Here is an 18591-nt window from a genome sequence, read left to right as displayed (position 1 = left end):
GTGTGGCGCCAGCGCTACGTAGGGACCCCGCAAGCCGAGGACTGGGCGGGCCGAGCCAGTAGGCAACGCCCGGAGTCACCAGGTCGCCGCGGCGGTTCTGGCCCGGTCACCGTGGGCCGGCCAAGCCGGCTTGTCAGCTCGGATCGTTGCCCACTACCGGCGAAGCTGAGAGCTCGTCGGCACCGTCCGCCAGCGCCGGGCGGTGGTCAGGAACGCGGGTCGTGCACAGTGCCGAGGAACAGAATGGTGCCGGTGTCGCGGTCGCTGACGGTGAACGCGAACGGCCGGTCCACCAGCAGCGGTGGTGGCCCCTCGGACTCCCTCATCACCCCGCCGGTGACGGCAGCAGCTTCGGTGCCCTCCTCGTCGACGCGGATGTAGGTCTTCTGCACGACCGTGTCCAACCACGGGTTGGCCGGGGACATCGGCGTGAAGTCCCCACCACCGAACGCCGAGACGATCCCGAGGTCCTGCAGCGCATCGTTGAGGGTCGCGTCCCACTCCAGCTCGAACCGTGGCAGCGCCAGCTGCGACGGCGTCGAGGACGCCAACTGGTCGACGGTTCCCTGCCAGGTGTCGGCGTCGAGCTGCCCCAGAAGGTCGTCGAGCACCATGCCCTCGTCGGGCAGCAGCACCTCCATCCCGAACCGCTCATCATCGCCGTAGGGCAGCCGGAACATCGTGAACCCCTCACCCCCTGCGGTTTCGACCTCCGGGTCCGAGCGGTACATCGTCGGCACCTCCACCTTGCTGCCGTCGGCCAGCGTGAACGGCGCGTCCCGTGTCTCAGCCTCGTCGAACGTGGTCGTCCAGGTCCCGAGGAAGTACACCGCGTTGAGCAGCACCAGCACCGCCTGCGGGTTCGGCAGGTCCAGGTCCTCGGCGATCTCCTCGATCAGCCCCTCGGTGCGGTCCTCGACCCAGTCGTCGATCCGATCGGCGCTCTGTTGCTCCCCAAGGTCCACCTCGTCCAGCGTGGCGCCGAACGTGTCCTGCACGAAGTCGATGTAGTCGTCCTCGAACGGGTAGCCCTCGGCCGCCCACAACGAGTTCGCGACCGACAACGTCACATCACTCGCGTCGGTGAGGTCGGCCAACAGCGCCGCGTAGCGCGTGTCTCGCGCCTCCTCCAGCCGCAGCACCTCGACCATCTCCTTCGCGGTCTCCCCTCCGCCGCCAGCCGCCACCATCGCCAGCAACACCGAGGCGGACAACGGCGAGGTCACCGTGTTCTGCCCCGGCTCGGCGACCGCACCGTGCAGATCGAACCCGAACGCGTTCACCCCCTCCGCGGCGGCGGCCGCCTCCTCGGGCGACAGGCTGCCCGCCAGCTCGGCGACGACCCCGTCACCAACCGACACTTGCGATGGGGCAGCATCAGCGCACGCCGCCAGGATCAGCGTCATCGCTCCCACACAGCTGACGAGCTTCGAGCGTTCCACCGTGTCACTCCTCCACGAGTAGCACGGTAGGACGTCGAGCTCAGCACGACAGTTCCGCACCGATCAGACCGCCCGAAGCAACGCAACCAACCTGGACAACACGCCGGTTCGCGCACGCCGTCGACGCGACGGGGAGCGCAGTTTCGGCGGGCCTTACGAAGAGGACGTGGGAAGATCGCTTCCGCCACCTCGTTGCTGAGCATGCCGCCCACAAGCGCCGGCGCGTTCTCGCTCGGAACGTGGGATCTTCATCCTTGTGCCAAGCCACCCCCGCTGTGGCGGTGATGTGGAGCAACGGCGCTCGGGCCGCATCCCTGATCCGGTCAGCCGGCGTCGAGCTCGAGGATCGGCGCCGCGTGCAGGATGGGGCGCAGCGGCGGGCGGTGCTCCCTGCCGGCGAGCTCGGCCTCCTCGCGGACGGCTCGGGCGTACACGTCGACCGTGGCAGCCGCGACGCTGCCCCACTCGTAGCGATCGGCGATGCGGGCGGTCGCGCGGGCGACCAACCGGTCGGCGAGCGTCCGGTCGCGCAGCACCGAGATCAGGGTCTCGGCGAGGTGTTCGGCGTCCTGGGGGGTGAAGCTCAGGCCGTGACCACCCGCGACGATCTCACGGAGACCGCCGGTGTCGCCGGCGACGACGGGGGTGCCGCACGCCATCGCCTCGACCGCGACCAGACCGAAGGGTTCGTAGATCGAGGGCGCGACGGCCACGTCGGCCGCGGCGTAGTGCAGGCGCAGCTCGTGATCCTCGAGGAAGCCGGTGAAGTGGACGTGTCGACGTAGACCCAGCTCACGGACCAGGCGGCGAAGCTCGTCGGAGTAGGTGCCGATCCCGGCGATGAAGAACTTGACCGGCCCCACGGCGGCCCGGACCTGCTCGAGCGCCTCGAGGACGGTCTGGACGCCCTTCTCGTACTCGAGCCGGCCGGCGAACAGGACCATCTTGGTCCGGGGTCCGATGAGCGTGCGACGGAAGGCGGTGACCTCGTCCTCGGGGAGGGCGAAGTCGCGGACCGCGACGCCGTTGGGCACGACGTCGACGCCGGCCTCGGGGAGCTGGAAGATGTCCTGGATCTGCTCGCGCATGTACTCGGAGCAGACGATGACCCGACGCGCCTCGTAGGTCAGCCACCACTCCACCTGGTGGATGAGCTTGTTCATCGGTCCCGGCAGCCACCCCTGGTGGCGGCCGTACTCGGTGGCGTGGATGGTGGCGACCAGCGGCAGTTCGAAGGCGTCCTTCAGCCCGGCGGCGGCGTAGGCCACGAGCCAATCGTGGGCGTGGACCACGTCGAAATCCTGGGCACGTACGAGCTTGGACGCGGCGGCGAGGGCGCGGTTGTTGAAGGCCAGGACCCACGGCACGAGGTCGGTGAAGGGGATGACGGGTGGCGCCTCGGGGACCCGGATCACGTGCACGCCCTCGAGCCACTCGTCGGCGGGGGCGGGCTGGTCAGGGTGGTCGCGCGTGACGACGTGGACCTCGTGGCCGGCGGCGACCAGGTTGCGCGCGAGCGCCGCGGCGTGACGGCCGAGCCCGCCCACCACGCGTGGTGGGTACTCCCAGGACAGCATCAGGACGCGCACGTGGGGCAGGGTCGCAGAGACCTGCTGCCCACCGCAAGGTGAGCCGCCTGCGCGAGCGAGGTACGGTGCGCGGGTCCCCGAAGGGCCGATGCGGCCCGTCCGCGAGGTGCTGCGTGCGCGTGCTCATCGTCTCCGAGGTCGCCGCCGAACGGCAGCGTGCTGCCAGCGCTCTGACGCTGCGTGAGGGCACCGAGATCGTCGAGTGCGACTCCGGTGAGGACGCGCGACGTCGCATCATCGACGGCGGCGACGTCGCCGTCGACGTCGTGATCGTCGACGGCGATCTGCAGCCGCGCGGCGGCTTCGCCGTGCTCTACGACCTGCGCGCCAAGTTCCAGCTCGCCGACCGTCCGATGCCGGCCACCATCGTGCTCACCGGTCGCGCGCAGGACCGGTTCCTCGTGGACTGGTCCGGTGCGGACCGGTCGATGTCCAAGCCCGTCGATCCGTTCGTCTTGGCCCGGGTCGTGGACGAGCTGGTCCCGGCGGACGTCACGGCCTGACCGGCGCGTCCTGATCGTCGGGACCGGAGCTCGTCGACGGAGCTTCTCCCGCGGTTAACCCGACGCGCCGCGCGACCTCGGCGACGTCGTCGGGGTCGGTCTCGAGGTGGCGGGCGATGCGTGCCCGGGTCGCGTAGACGTTGCTGCGGGACGTGCCGAGCCGTTCGGCGATGGTGCGTGGGGTGACACCGTCCGCGAGCAGCCCGGCCACGTGCCGTTGGCGTGGCGTCAGTCCGCTGGTCGGTGGCGGGGGAGGGGTGGGGGCCGGCGTCGGGATCGCCTCGAGCCGGGAGAAGCGCACCGTCGGTCCTTCGGAGCCGCGTCCGGCGTCGAGCTCGGCCAACCGCGACAGGAACGCGCGCCGCTGCGTGCGCCGGCGTTCGCGTTCCTGGTCGTCGGGCGGTTCGGCCGCGTGCGTGACCGCTCGCAGGAGGGTGGGGGCGTCGAACGGCTTGGTGAGGTACTGGACCGCCCCCGTCAGGTGGGCGCGGATCACGTCCTGCTCCGCCGAGAGCGCCGTCAGCATCACCACCGGGAGCTCACCGGCCGACGGATCCTCGGCGAGGGCCTCGAGCACCCCCCAGCCGTCGAGCCGGGGCATCATCACGTCGAGCACCACGACGTCCGGCCGCTCCTCGGCGATCAGCTCCAGGGCGGCGACACCGTCGGAGGCGGTGCGGGTGCGGTGACCGGCGGCCGAGAGGTTGGCCGCGACCAGCTCGATGAGGGCTGGTTCGTCGTCGACGATCAGGACGTCGAGTCGCGGCGATGTCGGTGTGTCCAACGCTTCCCCTCTGACGGTCGTGACCGTAGCTGACGGTCCGTCCACGAACCGGTGGAACGAGGACCTCGGGTAGCGTCGGCCCCTCGAAGACCGTCGAGCCAGGAGCCTCCGTGACCGAGCCTGCTCCCGTGCGCTGGCCCGCCGTCCTCGAGCACCTGCTCGCGGGCGATGATCTCGACGAGGCCACCGCTGTCGACGTCATGGGCGTCATCATGCGCGGCGAAGCCGAGGAGTCGCAGGTCGCCGCGTTGCTCGTGGCGCTGCGAGCCAAGGGCGAAGCACCGGCCGAGATCGCGGGGTTCGTCCGTGCCATGCTCGACGCGGCAGCCCCCATCGACCTGCCGGGCCCGTTGGTCGACACCTGCGGGACGGGCGGGGACGGAGCGGGCACGTTCAACGTCTCGACGATCGCCGCACTGGTCGTGGCAGCCGCTGGCGTCCGGGTCGCCAAGCACGGCAACCGCGCTGCCTCCGGCCGGTGCGGCTCCGCGGACCTGCTCGAGGCCTGGGGGGTGGCCATCGAGCTGCCGCCGGACGCCGTCGCCCGGACCGTGGACGAGCTCGGTATCGGGTTCCTGTACGCCAAGACCTTCCACCCGGCGATGCGGTTCGTCGGTCCGGTCCGTGCCCGGCTCGGCGTGCGGACCGTCTTCAACGTCCTCGGACCGCTGTCCAACCCGGCTGGGGCCGAGCACCAGGTCGTCGGCGTCGCCGACGCCCGGCTCGCGCCGGTCATGGCGGACGCGCTCGCGACGCTCGGCAAGCGGCACGCGCTGGTCTTCCGGGGCGATGACGGGCTCGACGAGGTGACCACGACCGGTCCGTCGCAGGTCTGGGAGGTGCGCGACGGGGGGGTGACCACCTGGAGGCTCGACCCGGCCGATCTGGGTGTGGCGCGCGCGACGCTCGCCGACCTCACCGGTGGAGGCGTCGAGGAGAACGTCGCCATCGCGGACCGCATCCTCGGCGGCCAGGCGGGGGCCCCGAGCGACCTGGTCGCGATCAACGCCGCCGCCGCGCTGTACGCGGCCGACGCGGTCCCGGACCTGGCCACCGGCCTCGATCGCGCCCGCGCGGTGCTCGACGAGGGTTCCGCGCTGGCGCTGCGTGACCGTTGGGTCGCACGGTCCCGTGAGCTCGCGGCCGGGCAGCGGACGTGACCGCCGACGCTCCGGACCGATCGAGCCACCGCATCGATGCGGAGGCACGCCCCTACGACCCGGACCAGCTCCCCCGCAAGGACGAGGTCGCCTTCGATGCCTTCCTGGACCTCGACCTGCGGGTCGGTCGGGTGACGAACGTGCAGCCGTTCCCGGAGGCCCGCGACCCGGCGTGGAAGCTGACCGTCGACTTCGGGCCGCTCATCGGTGAGCTGCGGACGTCGGCGAAGGTGACCGAGTACCCGGCGGAGGAGCTGGTCGGGCGCCAGGTGGTGGGAGCCATCAACCTCGGTCGCAAGCGCATCGCCGGCTTCGTCAGCGAGTTCCTCGTCCTCGGCGGGCTCGAGGCCGACGGTCGGGTCCGGTTGCTCGCTCCCGACGCGGATCTGCCGCCAGGGTCGGTGGTGGCATGAACGCGGGACCGGGGGGTGCGGACGGTGGCGAGGCTCCGTTCGTCCTCGACCGGGAACCCTTCGCCGGGTTCGAGGTCGCGGTGCTCCTCGACCGGCGGGCCTACGCGGCGGGCGAACCGGTGCGTATCACCGTGACGGCCGCCAACCGCGGCGACGCCTTCGTCGAGCACCGCTACCCGGGGTGGCAGCGCTACGTCCTGTCGGTGCGCGATGAGCTCCACCGGGTCGTGGCCGACGATCGGATCGAGCGCCACGCCGACGGCGAAGCGCTCGATCGTTTCGCGCCGGGTCAGCTGCTGATCCAGCCGACCTACTGGGACCAGACCGGCGGGCCGGTCGTCGCTGCCTGGGCCGCCGAGGCGTCCGGGCCCCGCGTGCCCCCGGGTCGTTACCGCGTCCGGGTGACCTGGCTGGGTCGTGAAGCGGGTCACCGCAGCGAGCTCCCGGACGCGTGGAGCCACTGGTTCGAGCTGGTCTGAACCCGTCAGCGAGTGTCGATGGAGACCCAACGCGGCGACCGTGACAACACGGCGGTTCCCGCCTGGTCGGCCCCTCGGACACCCGGAGCCCATCCGATCGGTGCGCCCGACCCACCGGGGTGCTCGTGTGGCGCCAGCGCCACGTCAGGACCCCGCGAGCCCGACCGATGGGTGCGCGCCGGCCTACCGGGGCGCTGGCGTGGCGCCAGCGCCACGTAGGGACCCCGCAAGCCGAGGACTGGGCGGGCCGCGCCAGTAGGCAACGCCCGGCATCACCAGACGACTGCGGCGGCGCTCTCGCCCGGTCGAGTGGTCCTCGGCCCGACGTGCACGGAACACGCGCAGGCGCCGGTTACGTGCGCCGGCTCCACTTCAGAAGAACGCCGTGTCACCCTGCGGTGTGTCAGCTGACCGTCCCCGCGGCTTCGTCCCGCCGTCGGACCTTCGCACCGGCGAGCAGCTGGTGGTCCCGACGGACCTGCCGATCCACCCGCTGTGCTTCGGCACGGGTCTCCGCCAGGGCGCGGCCCCCGTGGAGCGGTTCGGCCCACCCCTCGCTGCAGGCCACGATCCGCACACCGGGACGATCGAGCCACGCGAGGATGAGACGGCGTTCCTCGGCGTCGTGGGGATCTGGAACCTCGGTGTCGAGGCTCGGCGCTGGCGCCGCTGCCGCCGCGATGGCGTCGATCGGGCGGCCGTCATCGAGGGGTGCCGCCGTTGCCACGAGGCGTCCCCGGGCGATCACCACGACCTCCACGGTCGGCGGCCGCTCGTCGCTGCCGGGGCACCGCCGTGCCACGACGAGGTGGTCCACGGTCGCGAGCGCCGACAGCCTGCGGTGCTCCTCGAGCGTGCGAGCGAGGATGTGCAGCCGTTGTCGCAGCATCCCGGCCCGTTCGAACCGCCCGCCCGCTGCGACCTCGACCATGCGCTCACGGAGGGGGTCGATCAGGTGGCCGGGATCGTCGAGCGCGGCGTGGAAGCGTTCGACCACCTCGGCGTAGGCGTCCGTGCTCTGCGACCCGTCGCACGGAGCGCCGCACCGGCCGAGCTCCTTGAGCACGCAGGCGGGGTGGTCCTGGGCGACGCGCAGTCGCCCGGTGCAGGTGCGCAGCGGGATGACCTCGTGGATCGCCTCGAGCAGCGACTCCGCGACCCGCCTCGAACCGATGGGACCGATCGTGCGCGCGTGTGCAGCGCGAGGTTCGCGGACGATGGACAGCCGGGGGAGCGCCTCGGCCGTGAGGGCGATGTGGACCCCGCGCTTCGGGTGCCGCGACCGTCGGTTGTAGCGAGGAGCGTGCGCGTGGATCGCCCGCACCTCGACGACCTCGGCCTCGAGCAACGTCGGGGTGGTCGTCCAGCGGACCTCCGCCGTCTCGCGCACGAGGTCGGCGGTGCGTCGCCGCGGGTCCTGGCCGAAGTAGGTCCGCAGCCGGGACCGCAGATCGGTCGCCTTGCCGACGTAGAGGACCTCGCCCCGCTCGTCGAGGAAGCGGTAGACGCCGGAGGTGCGGGGAGCGTCGCGCACGAGCCCGACGCGGCGGTAGGCCTTCTCGGACGTCGACCGGGACAGGTCACGGAGGTCCTCGAGCGTCGTCGCGCCGTAGGTCCCCGCGCGCTCGATCAGCCCGTGCAGCACGTCGACCGTCGCCCGCGCGTCGTGCAGCGCCCGGTGGTCGGGGACGGTCCGGCTGGCGAAGTGGCGAGCCAGCGTGCCGAGCCGGCGGTCGCGGACCTCGTCGGCGACGAGGCGTCGGGCGAGACGCGCGGTGTCGACCACGACGGGCTCGAACGCGCCGTAGTCGAGCCGTTCGGACTCGGCCCGGAGGAACGAGACGTCGAAGCTGGCGTTGTGGGCGACGAGGACCGCGTCACCGAGGAAGCTCAGGACGGTCGGGAACACGGCCTCGACCGGCGGTGCATCGCGGACCATCGCGTCGTTGATGCCCGTGACGGCCACCACGCCGGCGGGGATCGGACGGCCCGGGTGCACGAGGGTCTGCAGTTCGCCGAGCACCTCGCCACCGCGGACCTTGACGGCTCCGACCTCGGTGATGCGGTCACGTCCGGGGGACAGGCCCGTCGTCTCGAGGTCGAGCACCACGAAGGTGACGTCGATCAGCGGCGTCCCGAGCTGGTCGAAGCTCGGCTGGTGCGCCGCGGCGGCGGTGGCGCTGGTCACGGTCGGCTCCCGGTCGAACGCGCGTTCGTGCGAACGTGCGTTCTACCAGGTGACCGTGACGCGGCCGGTCACGCGGGGCCGAGCGGCCGCTGGCGTCCAGCGACGCTCAGGCAGCGTCCCGACGCCGGGCTCGGACCATGCGCTTGCGGTCCTGCTCACGCACACCGCCCCAGACGCCGTACTGCTCGCGGGTCGTGATGGCGTGCTCCAGGCAGGGTTCGCGGACCGGGCAGGTCTCGCAGACGGCGACCGCGTCGAGCTGGCTCGCCTCGTCGACGGCGAAGAACACCTCGAGGTCCAGCTCGCGGCAGGCCGCGTCGGCGCGCCAGTCGTCGGAAGGCTCGGTGGACAGGGGGAAGGGGCTGGAGGACACGGAACGACCTTACGAGGGTGGGGAGCGTGGAGCGCCGGGGGCAGGCGCGGACCAGGTCAGGCGGCGCGGATCAGACGAGGCGGCGCGGGACCCGGACCGGGACCGGGAAGGTTCAGGGGCATGGCGCCCGGCCGGAACCGGTCGTCCGACCAGGGTCGGACACCCGTCCGTCGCCCCCGCGCGGTCCGGAACGAGCGACGCACTACCGTTCCGGTCACCGTCGACCGAGGAAGACCCGTGCCCGCTGCACCGCCCGTCCCCACCCGCCGCGATCGGCGTGAGGACCTGCTGGCGGCCGCGGCGCGTCGGTTCGTCGCGGTCGGGATCCGTCGGACGACGATGGAGGACGTCGCGCGGGAAGCTCGCGCCGGCAAGGCCACCCTCTACCGGCACTTCGCCAACAAGGACGCGGTGATCGACGCGTTGCTCGAGCGCGAGGCCGCGCGGTTCGAGCGCCGTCTGCGCGCCGCCGCCGATGAGCACGAGGCCGCCGCCGATCGCATCGAGGCCGCGTTCCTCGTCGGGGTGCGGTTCTTCGTCGACCACCCGGTCATGGCCAAGGGGCGCGACGAGGAGCCCGGCATCGTGCTGCCCCGCATCACCGCGAAGGCGGGTCCGGTCGTCAGCCGCGGGCTCGGGCTGTTCACCGATCTGATCGCCGACGGCGTCGAACGTGGGGAGCTGCGTGACGTCGATCCGCCGGCTGCGGCCGAGGTGATCGTGCGGCTCATCCTGAGCTACTTCAGCTTCCCGCCGATGTACGTCGCGGTCGACGATCCGGTCGAGGCCCGGGCCTTCGCCCACGCGCTCGTCGCCGGTGGCCTGCGAGCGCCCGCGCACGTGTGACGTCGCGGGTCAGGCGCGCTGGCAGGACGGGCAGTGCGTCGTGCCGCGCTGGGCCACGACGCTCCGGCGCATCGGGGTGCCGCAGCGGTTGCACGGCAGGTCGCCCTGGCCGTACGCGTCGAGGAAGTCGGCGTTGCGCCCGCTCTCGCCGGTGACCATCTGGTAGTCGCGGAAGGTGGTGCCCTCACGCTCGATGGACGCCGCGAGGACCTCCCGGATCGCGGCGTGGAGGGCCAACGCCCGCGCGCGTCCGACGCGGCGTGAGGCGGGGTGGATACGTGCCCGCCACAGCGCTTCGTCGGCGTAGATGTTCCCGACGCCGGCCACGAGCCGTTGCCCGAGCAGCGCGGCCTTCACCGGGGCGGACGTGCGGGCGAGGGCCGCGGCGAACGCGTCCGGGTCGAAGTCGTCGGAGAGCGGCTCGGGACCGAGCGTGACCAGCGTCGGCACCCGGCCGGTGTAGTCCCCGGCGGGGACCACCGAGACGCGACCGAACCGGCGTGGGTCGCGGAAGCGCAGGTCGCGGCCGTCGTCGAGGGTGAAGCGTGCCCGCACGTGGTCGGTGGCGTCGTCCGCCGGGGTCCGCGCCGGATCGGATGCCGCGAACCGGAACGAACCGGTCATCCCGAGGTGCAGCACGAGCTCGAGCGGCCGACCGTCCTCCGGAGATCCCGCGCCCTCGAGCGGGCACAGCAGGTACTTGCCGCGACGCGTCACGGCGGCGATGCGGTGGCCTTCGAGCCACCCGACGTCGCTGAACCGCTGCTGCGGGTGCGGGTCCCACCAGACGTCCACGACGAGCCGGCCGGCGAGCTCGGGGTGGAGCTGGCGGCGGACGGACTCGACCTCGGGCAGCTCGGGCACGAACGGCTCACCGGTACATCGACGACCCCTCGACGGTACCGGCGTGCCGGGGTGCGGCCGTTACGCTCGACGCCACCGAGAGAGGACGAGGGACGTGGTCGACGACCGGGATCGCCGCCCCGACGGACGCCCCGAGAACGCGCGTCCGCGGGACCGAACCGGTCGTCCGTTGCCGTACGGGACGACCGACGTGCCCGTCACCGAGGAGCACGAGCCGGTCACCGTCGAGGAAGCGCTCCTGCTCGGGGTCGGGCTCTGGAACGACGAGCGGTTGTTCGAGGCCCACGAGTGCCTCGAACACGTCTGGCACGCCGCGCCGGACGCCGACCGTGACCTGTGGCAGGGTGTGATCCAGGTCGCGGTCGCGGGGGTGCACCTCCAGCGCGGCAACCTCGACGGCGCCGTCCGCACCCTCGACAAGGCGCACCGCCGGCTCACGCCCTACCCGGACGTGCACCGCGGCATCGACGTGGAGCAGCTCGTGGTCTTCTGCGAGGGTGCGGCGGTGGCGCTGCGCGACCCCGGTGCCGTCATCGAGGTCGGTTTCCCCGAGTTCCCCGCCATGGACGACGGTCCCTGGTTCACCCCCGACCCGTCCGCCCTCGAACCGCCCTCGCGTCCGACGCCCGTCCCCGGCCCGGTCTGGGACCGGCCACCCCGCGGTGACGGACGGACGCCCCCCGACCCCCGGAGCGATGAACGATGAGCGACGACCTGACCGTCGACGGTGCGACGACCGACGGCCCACTGGCGGGCGGCCTCGAGCCCGGGGCCCGGTTCCGCTGCGACCAGTGTGGCAACGTGACGCGCTTCGACGTGATCGCGTCGGAGCGGACGCGGCGCTACCTGCACTTCGACCTCGGCGGCAGCTCGGCCGTGGACGAGGAGGAGGTCCTCGAGCGCACCGTCGAGTCGGTCACCTGCCGGTGGTGCGGGCGCGACGATGCGGTGCGGGTCGAGCCGGCACCGGCCGGAGCGGACCCGGTCGCCCCGGCGTGAACGATCGGCAGGGGCCGGATCCGGTTCCCGGTCAGCCGGCGCCGATCCCGCCACCTCGTCCCGCGGTCCTCGCGGCGCTGCCGAGCGACGCCTGGGCGTGGCTGCTCCCGCACGTCAGGGCCGCGCTCCACGACCTCGCCGACGCCGAGGTGACCGGCGCCGTCCGCCGTCTGCGCGCGGCACCGACCAGCCGGCTCGCCGGCGGCCGGGTGCGCCACGAGCTCGACGCGATGCTCACCGAGGGCGGATCGCTGTGGCAGCACGTCGTGGAGCGGGTGCGGGCCGCCGACCGGCCACCGGCTGCGGTGGCGGCGTTGCTCGACCCTCGCACGCTGAGCCCCGCACCGGTCACGGCCGCCGAAGCGACGTCCCCGGCCGATGGTCGTGACCAGCGGGAGGAGCGGTCGGCCGCACGGGCTCGCGAACGATCGCGTGCTCTGCGAACCGAGCGTGACGAGCTCCGCCGCCAGCTCGACGGCGCGACCGCCCGAGCATCCGCGGCGGAGAAGGAGCGTGGCTCGCTCGAGCGGGAGCTCGCCGTGGTGCGGGAGGAGCTCGCCCAGCTGCGCGCCGAGCTCGAGGACGCCGTCGCCGAACGCGACCGTGCGGTCGAGCGGGAGGGACGCAGACGCGAGTCCGAGCTGCGCGAGCTGACCGCGACCGTGTCGCAGCTGCGGCGAGACGAGGCCGAGCGGCTGGCCGCACGGCGGCGCCGGGAGGAAGCGGAGCAGCAGCAGGCTGAACGGGCCCGGCTCGCCGCGACCCGGGAGGTCGCCGAGCACCGCAGCAGCGGCACGACGCGGTTGGAGCCAGGTCGTCCCAGCCGCCTGCCGCAGGACGTCGCTCCCGGCACGACCGAAGCCGCCGAGCTGCTGCTCCACGCCGGCCGGCTGGTGCTGGTCGACGGGTACAACGTGACCAAGCAGCACCGTTCCGAGCTCGATCTCGAGGGGCAGCGCACGTGGTTGGTGCGGACGCTCGCGACCCTGGCTGCGCGACGTCGCGTGCGTCCGGTGGTCGTCTTCGACGGACAGCAGGCGGGCGCATCGCGCCCGCCGTCCGGGTCGCGCGAGGTGCGCGTGGTGTTCACCCCCGCGGGCGTCACGGCCGACGACGAGCTGGTCCTGGCCGTCGAAGCCACCGACGAGCCGGTCGTGGTCGTCACCGACGACCGTGAGCTGAGCGAGCGGCTCCGGACCAGCGGCGCGGACGTGGTCGGGACCCGCTCCTTCCTCGGGGTGACCCGGACCGCGTGAGCGCTGTCGGTCGCTGGCGTTGCTAGCGTGCGTCCGGGCCCGGGAGGGGAGCGCCCCTGGTCCCCAGCGTGGCGCGCTGACCGCGTCCTCCGGCAGGAACCGCCGTGATCGAGCTGCACCTCATCGGCTACACCGCGGACGGCGAGCGGCTGGTCCTCGATCTCGACCCCGACGGCGAGGGTCGGTACGCGGTGCCGATCGACCCCGATCTGCTGGCGACCATCGAGCAGCTCCGCGACGTCCGGGTGCACGAGGGGTTGCCCGTGGACCCGCGTCCCGAAGCCCGACCGAGCGACCCGGCGACGCCCCCCGAGCCCGAGCCTGGACCCGAGCCGGCCGCGGGCGATCCGCCGCCGGCCGCGGGCGATCCGCCGCCGGCATCGGTCGATCTGCCGCCGGCGGCATCGGTCGACCTGCCGCCGGCACCGGCTGAGCCGCCGCCGGCACCGGCTGAGCCGCCGCCGGTCCCACGCTGGTCGCAGCCGCCGCAGGTCAACGGTGATCGGCCCGCGGGCGGTCCCCGACCGGTCCCGGCGCCGCGACGTGTCTCGTCGTCCCGCCCGTCCGGCCGCCCGACGGCACGTGCCGGCCGAACGACGTCGTCCGGGCGTTCCGGAGCGCTCGACGACACCGGCGAGATCGAGCCGATCGTCGTGCCGGACGGACCGTCGCAGACCCCGGACGGACGTCACGAGCACCGCCCATCGTCCTCGGCCGTACCGCACGCGCAGCTCAGCCCCGCCGAGATCCAGGCCCAGCTGCGGTCGGGCCGATCGGTCCGCGCGGTGGCGACCGAGGCCGGCACGGACCGTGCGTGGATCGAGCGCTGGTTGCCACCGATCGTCGCCGAGCGCGAACGCATGCTGGCCGAGGCCCGCAGGCGCCGTCTCGACGTCCCGCGCGCCCGCGCCCTCGGTGGGGCCGTCGACCGCTCGCTGTCCGAGCGCGGGGTGACACCCGAGGAGGCCACGTGGTCGGCCTCGCGACGCGCTGACGGGCGTTGGCGGATCAGCGTCCGGTTCGACGACCGTGGTCGGGCGCGGACGGCGACGTGGGTGATGGACCCCGCCGAGGATCGGCTGCAGGCCGCATCCCCGCTGGCCGAGGAGCTCGCAGGACCGGGTCGGCGACCGGCGCAGCGGCGCCGGTGACCGCCGACGGAGGTGGTGCGCCAGCCAGCGCGGGTGTCGACGGTGTGCTGTCACCGCGCGAGGACACCGAACCGCCCGCGCAGGTCCGGATCTGGGCGGCGGTCGCGGTCGGCCTGGCGTTGGTCGGCGTGGCGGCGACGATCTGGCGGCCGGTCGCCCCGCGGCTGCCGTCGGAGCTGCCACCACAGGCGAGCTTCGACGCCGCGCTCCTGGCCACCATCGACCGCTACCGGACCCCCCGGGTGTGGCTGGCACCGGTCGTGACCGCGCTCGCGGTCCTGGTCCCGGCCGCCATCGCATCGTCGTCCGGCGCCGCGAGGTTGGCGACGTTCCTGACCGGCGACCGCACGCGTGCCGCATGGCGCGGCGGCGTCGTCGCCGCCTGCATCGCCGCCGTGACGTGGCTGGTCGCGTTGCCGATCGTCGCCTGGGTCGGCCTGGTGCACGAGGGGCGCTGGGGCTTCCGCACGAGCACCTCGCTCGGGTGGTTCCGCGATCAGGTCCTCGTCGCGGGCGGCCGGTGGCTGGCGGTCGGGATCGGCGTCGTGGCGCTGCTCGCGGCGCGGGACCGGTGGCCGCGGAGCTGGCCCTACCGCCTCACCCTGGCGGCGACCGTCGCCGCGCTGGTGCTGGTCGTGGTCCACCCGATCGTGCTACAGCCGCTGCTCCTGCGCACCGAGCCGCTGCCCGCAGGTCCGGCCCGGGACGCCATCGAGGACATCCTCGCGGGAGCTGGCCACGCAGCGACCCCGGTCCTCGTCGCCGACGCCAGCCGCCGCACGACGCGGGTCAACGCGATGGTCACCGGGCTCGGACCGACCGAGCGGGTCATCGTGTACGACACGCTGCTCGAGCTCCCCGCCGCGCAGGTCGCTGCGGTCGTGGCGCACGAGCTGGCCCACCGCGAGCACGCCGATGTCCTGCGGGGCACCGCCCTCACCGCCGTCGCGGCGCTCGTCGGGCTGCTGGCGCTCCGTGCGGTCGTCGACGCCCCCGCGTCACGGCGTCGCACGCGGGCCCGCTCCGCGGGCGACCCACGCCTCGTCCCGCTCATCGTCGCGGTGGCGGCGGTGCTCGAGCTCGTGGGTACGCCGGTCGGTGCGGCGGTGTCCCGCCGGGTCGAGGCCGCCGCCGACCACCGTGCCCTCGAGCTCGGCACCGACCCGGCTGAGCTGGTGCGGACCGTGCGGACCTTCGTGGTGCGTGACCTGGCCATCCCCGAGCCGGAGCGCCCGATCCAGCTGCTGTACGGCACCCACCCGTCGCCGTCACAGCGGCTGCGTGCCGCCGCCGCAGCTGCGGAAGCCCGGGGCACCTCGCTGCCGAGCATCGAGGACCTCCAGCGTGAGGAACGCACGCTCCGCCACCCGCTCGCCCCGATCCCGGACACCGGCACGGGAGGAGACCGATGAGGGTGCTGTGGGTGACCAACGATCTGCCGCCGCGCGCCGGCGGCATCGAGCAGTTCGTCGGCAACCTGCTCGACCGGGTCCACCCGAGCTCGACGCTCGTGATCGGCCCAGCTGGAGCGGGCGACGACGAGCAGCGCGCACACGATGCCGCCCAGCCCTACCGGACGGTCCGAGCACCCGGTGCCGTGCAGCCCACGCCCGCCATCCGCCGCCTCGTCCTGGACGCCGCCCGCGAGCACCGGGCCCAGGTCGTCGTGCTCGGCGCCTCCTGGCCGCTCGGTGAGCTCGCGCCGCGGATCGAGCGGGAGCTCCGGATCCCGGTGGTCGCCATCTCCCACGGGCTCGAAGCCGGGCTCGCGAGCGTCGGCCTCGGTCACCTCGTGCGCCGAGCGACGCGTGGTCTGGCGGCCCTGACCACCATCTCCGACTGGGCCGAGGATCGGCTGCTCCCGCACGTGCGCGCCGACCGGGTGGTGCGGATCCCCCCCGGCGTGGACGTCGACCGGTTCCGACCGGACGTCGACGGGACCGCTCTGCGTCGTGCGTGGGGGGTCCCGGACGACGCCCCGCTCGTCGGCTGTGTCAGCCGGCTCGTGCCCCGCAAGGGTCAGGATCGGTTGCTCGCGGTGTGGCCGGAGGTCCGCGCGCGCCACCCGATGGCGCACCTGGCGCTGGTCGGCGAGGGGCCGCTCGCCGACGACCTCGCTGGAGCGGCTGCAGCGCTCGGATCCGACGCCGGCGTCGTGCTCCCGGGGCGCGTCGCGTGGGACGACCTCCCGGCGGCGCACGCCGCGGCGGACGTGTTCGCGATGCCCTGCCGTACGCGGCTGCTCGGCACCGACGTGGAGGGGCTCGGCATCGTCTACCTCGAAGCACAGGCGGTCGGACGCCCCGCCATCGCGGGCCGCTCCGGCGGCGCGCCTGAGGCGGTGCAGGACGGTGTCACGGGCACGGTGGTCGACGGCCGCGACGACGGTGCGCTGGTCGCTGCGCTCGACCGGTGGCTCGCCGATCCGGACGGCCGAGCTCGTGCCGGTGCCGCCGGTCGGGCGTGGGTCGAGCAGGCGTGGGCGTGGGCGGCCATCGCCGACCGTTTCGCGACCTTGCTCGACGAGGTCGTCGCCGAGCACGCCGGCCGCCGCGTCAGCCCGCCGCGTCCGGGAGGGTGACGGTGACCGCCACCGGTAGGTGATCCGACGCCGTGGAGGTCCCGATGTACGGGTCGGTCGTCGTCAGATCCGATGTGACGAGGATGTGGTCGATCCGTCGCTCCGGCGCGTCGGCCGGGTACGTCGGGGCGCCTCCGGGGACGGCGTCCTCGAGGAAGCGCAGCGGTTCGAGGTCGGGTGTGTCGAACGCGGCGTTGAGGTCACCGAGCAGCGCGACCGGCCACCCGCGGCTGCGGAGACGGGCAACCTCGGCGGCGAGCGAGCGCGCCTGGAGCGCCCGGACCGTCCCGTCCGCTGCCACGTGGTGGAGGTGGGTCCCGACGAGGGCGAGCTCCCCGGCACCGGTGTCCGCCACGGCGCTCACGTAGGAGCGTTGCATCGCGGCACCCCCGCTCGGGAGCGCGACGGTCCGTACGTCCCGTAGCGGGAGCCGGCTGAGGATCGCGTTGCCCCAGACGTCGTCGGCTGCCGGCGCGAACGTGGCCTCCATCCCCGTCGCTTCCCGCAACAGACGGAGCAGGTCCTGGCCGCCCTCGAGCAGCCACCCGCGATCGACCTCGTTGAGGACGACCATGTCAGCGTCGGTGGCGGCGATCGTCTCGGCGAGGGCCACCACGTCGAACCGGCCACCGATGCTGTAGCCCATGTGGACGTTGTAGATCGCGAGCCGGACCGTGGCGTCGCTCGTGGTGGCGCGCGGCGGGGGAGGCGACGGGGGGCTGGTCGCCGCACCGATGGCGCCGACGAGGACGAGCGCCCCCGCAGCGGCGACCAGCCCCCGCAGCGGGACGTGACGGACGCGGTGCAGGGTGCGCCCGTCCCGGGCAGCCGCGATCGCGATGGAGCCGAGACCCACCGCGGCGGCGATCAGGAGCACCTGGTTGTCGAACGGGAGGGGCAGCTCGTACGCGGCGTAGTAGCCGAAACCGAGCAGCAGGAAGAGCAGGAGCGAGCCCGCCGCGGCCGATCCGCGCCGCCGTGGACCGGAATCGCCGGGGGTGGTGCCGGGGGCGCCGAGCACGAGCCCGATCGCGACCGGGAGCCCGAGCTGGGCGAGCGCCGACCCGAGTCCGATGGGCCGCACCGCGCCGACGGTGCACAGGACGACCAGGATGGCGCCGAGGGAGCCAGCGATCGGCGCTCCGAGCACCGGACCCACCGCCGCGGCGACGACGGCGCCAGCGGCAGCGAGCGCGAGCAGCAGCGTCGCCCCCCTGGGGCCGACACCGGCGGCGAGCTCGAGGCGGGAGGGGACGGCGACCAGGACCCCCGTGAGGACGATGGCTGGTCCGACCGCGAGCCACGGCCACGCCGCGCCGCGGGTCCAGACGGGGGACACCTCGCCGTCGGCATCGACCGGGCTCGGCCACCACAACGGGACCCGACGTGCCCGCTCGGCGACGAGGATGGTGCCGGCCGCGACGATCACGACGGCGAGCGCCGCGACGATCCCGTCCCGCCACAGCAGGTGGACGGTGCCGAAGCCGGTGTGCAGCACGGTCTCGATCCCGAAGCCGAGGATCACCCCGACCCGTGCGAGGTGGCCGCTCGGTCCGCCAGCCGCGAGCGCGACGAGGGCCACGCTGGCGCCGACGAAGCAGAGGCTGGCGAGGTAGAGCTGTGGCTGGCCGCCGTCGGTGAACTGCAGGGCCACCCGCGCGACCATCGCGACCACGACGCCACCGCGCCACAGGTCCCGGGTGTCGAGGTGTCGGGCGGTCAACGCGACGGCCATCGGGACCAGGAACCACGCGAACGCGAACAGACCGAGCTGCGTCGCCGGCGTCGAGCCGGCGTCGCCGTACACGTGCATGACCGAGGGCAACCACACCCGCAGGACGCTGACCAGGGCCACCGTGACCAGGGCGGCGCCGGCTACGAGCCAGCCGCGGTGCGCCCAACGAGCGGGACGACCGTCGTCCTGGCGGGTCTCTGGGCGCGAGCCGGTTGCGACGGACACGGG

General features: G+C 73.7%; 18 protein-coding genes. 11 read left to right on the top strand and 7 right to left on the bottom strand.

All coding sequences use genetic code 11. The annotated features are described in order from the left end of the window. Window positions 1–206: 206 nt before the first annotated feature. Both WEB03_RS12030 and WEB03_RS12025 read right to left on the bottom strand, forming a co-directional pair. Window positions 207–1442, bottom strand: a complete 1236-nt coding sequence (locus WEB03_RS12030) for a serpin family protein (protein WP_368071191.1) — start codon at window positions 1440–1442, stop codon at window positions 207–209. A gap of 323 nt (window positions 1443–1765) precedes the next feature. Then, window positions 1766–3031 (bottom strand): glycosyltransferase family 4 protein, encoded by a 1266-nt coding sequence (locus WEB03_RS12025; RefSeq protein ID WP_368071190.1) that lies wholly within the window; start codon window positions 3029–3031, stop codon window positions 1766–1768. 113 nt (window positions 3032–3144) lie between these two features. On the opposite strand from WEB03_RS12025, the gene WEB03_RS12020 reads away from it, so the two are divergent. Further along, entirely contained in the window at window positions 3145–3534 is a 390-nt protein-coding gene (locus WEB03_RS12020) for a hypothetical protein (protein ID WP_368071189.1), read from the top strand. On the opposite strand, the gene WEB03_RS12015 is transcribed toward WEB03_RS12020, so the two are convergent. Further along, window positions 3524–4318, bottom strand: coding sequence for a response regulator (locus WEB03_RS12015; protein WP_368071188.1), 795 nt, complete (start codon window positions 4316–4318; stop codon window positions 3524–3526). The genes WEB03_RS12020 and WEB03_RS12015 overlap by 11 nt on opposite strands. 110 nt (window positions 4319–4428) lie before the next feature. On the opposite strand from WEB03_RS12015, the gene trpD reads away from it, so the two are divergent. Genes trpD through WEB03_RS12000 form a run of 3 tightly spaced genes read left to right on the top strand, consistent with a single transcriptional unit; the run spans window position 4429 to window position 6370 of the window. Further along, window positions 4429–5478, top strand: coding sequence for an anthranilate phosphoribosyltransferase (trpD, locus tag WEB03_RS12010; RefSeq protein WP_368071187.1), 1050 nt, complete (start codon window positions 4429–4431; stop codon window positions 5476–5478). Next, window positions 5475–5891: a tRNA-binding protein gene (locus WEB03_RS12005; RefSeq protein WP_368071186.1), complete on the top strand. Its 417-nt coding sequence runs from the start codon at window positions 5475–5477 to the stop codon at window positions 5889–5891. Before trpD ends, WEB03_RS12005 begins: the two co-directional genes overlap by 4 nt. Further along, entirely contained in the window at window positions 5888–6370 is a 483-nt protein-coding gene (locus WEB03_RS12000) for a hypothetical protein (RefSeq protein ID WP_368071185.1), read from the top strand. The genes WEB03_RS12005 and WEB03_RS12000 overlap by 4 nt, the downstream gene beginning before the upstream one ends. A 403-nt stretch (window positions 6371–6773) precedes the next feature. On the opposite strand, the gene WEB03_RS11995 is transcribed toward WEB03_RS12000, so the two are convergent. Continuing rightward, window positions 6774–8558 carry a DEDD exonuclease domain-containing protein gene (locus WEB03_RS11995; RefSeq protein WP_368071184.1) on the bottom strand — a complete coding sequence of 595 codons (1785 nt, stop codon included), beginning with the start codon at window positions 8556–8558 and terminating at the stop codon, window positions 6774–6776. A gap of 106 nt (window positions 8559–8664) precedes the next feature. Further along, window positions 8665–8931, bottom strand: coding sequence for a WhiB family transcriptional regulator (locus tag WEB03_RS11990; protein ID WP_368071183.1), 267 nt, complete (start codon window positions 8929–8931; stop codon window positions 8665–8667). A 237-nt stretch (window positions 8932–9168) separates the two neighbouring features. Here WEB03_RS11990 and WEB03_RS11985 point away from each other — a divergent pair, with 237 nt between their 5' ends. Beyond that, complete coding sequence (locus tag WEB03_RS11985; RefSeq protein ID WP_368071182.1) at window positions 9169–9777, top strand: TetR/AcrR family transcriptional regulator; 609 nt, start codon at window positions 9169–9171, stop codon at window positions 9775–9777. Window positions 9778–9786: 9 nt separating this feature from the next. Here the strand turns inward: WEB03_RS11985 and mutM are convergent, their stop codons facing one another. Continuing rightward, a complete protein-coding gene (gene mutM, locus WEB03_RS11980) occupies window positions 9787–10641 on the bottom strand; it encodes a bifunctional DNA-formamidopyrimidine glycosylase/DNA-(apurinic or apyrimidinic site) lyase (RefSeq protein WP_368071181.1) in 855 nt (284 codons plus the stop codon). A gap of 190 nt (window positions 10642–10831) precedes the next feature. On the opposite strand from mutM, the gene WEB03_RS11975 reads away from it, so the two are divergent. The 6 genes from WEB03_RS11975 (at window position 10832) to WEB03_RS11950 (ending at window position 16628) form a co-directional block, all read left to right on the top strand. Beyond that, complete coding sequence (locus tag WEB03_RS11975; protein WP_368071180.1) at window positions 10832–11347, top strand: DUF309 domain-containing protein; 516 nt, start codon at window positions 10832–10834, stop codon at window positions 11345–11347. Beyond that, window positions 11344–11640 (top strand): hypothetical protein, encoded by a 297-nt coding sequence (locus WEB03_RS11970; protein WP_368071179.1) that lies wholly within the window; start codon window positions 11344–11346, stop codon window positions 11638–11640. Before WEB03_RS11975 ends, WEB03_RS11970 begins: the two co-directional genes overlap by 4 nt. Then, complete coding sequence (locus WEB03_RS11965; RefSeq protein ID WP_368071178.1) at window positions 11637–12896, top strand: NYN domain-containing protein; 1260 nt, start codon at window positions 11637–11639, stop codon at window positions 12894–12896. Before WEB03_RS11970 ends, WEB03_RS11965 begins: the two co-directional genes overlap by 4 nt. 104 nt (window positions 12897–13000) lie before the next feature. Next, window positions 13001–14047: a septation protein SepH gene (gene sepH / locus WEB03_RS11960; RefSeq protein ID WP_368071177.1), complete on the top strand. Its 1047-nt coding sequence runs from the start codon at window positions 13001–13003 to the stop codon at window positions 14045–14047. After that, the gene (locus WEB03_RS11955) at window positions 14044–15459 is read left to right on the top strand and encodes a M48 family metalloprotease (protein WP_368071176.1); all 1416 of its coding nucleotides are present in this window, start codon (window positions 14044–14046) and stop codon (window positions 15457–15459) included. The genes sepH and WEB03_RS11955 overlap by 4 nt, the downstream gene beginning before the upstream one ends. Continuing rightward, window positions 15456–16628, top strand: coding sequence for a glycosyltransferase family 4 protein (locus WEB03_RS11950; RefSeq protein ID WP_368071175.1), 1173 nt, complete (start codon window positions 15456–15458; stop codon window positions 16626–16628). Before WEB03_RS11955 ends, WEB03_RS11950 begins: the two co-directional genes overlap by 4 nt. Here the strand turns inward: WEB03_RS11950 and WEB03_RS11945 are convergent. Continuing rightward, the gene (locus tag WEB03_RS11945; RefSeq protein WP_368071174.1) at window positions 16603–18588 is read right to left on the bottom strand and encodes an endonuclease/exonuclease/phosphatase family protein; all 1986 of its coding nucleotides are present in this window, start codon (window positions 18586–18588) and stop codon (window positions 16603–16605) included. The genes WEB03_RS11950 and WEB03_RS11945 overlap by 26 nt on opposite strands. Window positions 18589–18591 lie beyond the last annotated feature (3 nt).

Source organism: Nitriliruptor sp. (genome assembly GCF_040882075.1).
Taxonomy (GTDB): domain Bacteria; phylum Actinomycetota; class Nitriliruptoria; order Nitriliruptorales; family Nitriliruptoraceae; genus Nitriliruptor.
This window is presented reverse-complemented; position numbering and strand designations above follow the sequence as displayed.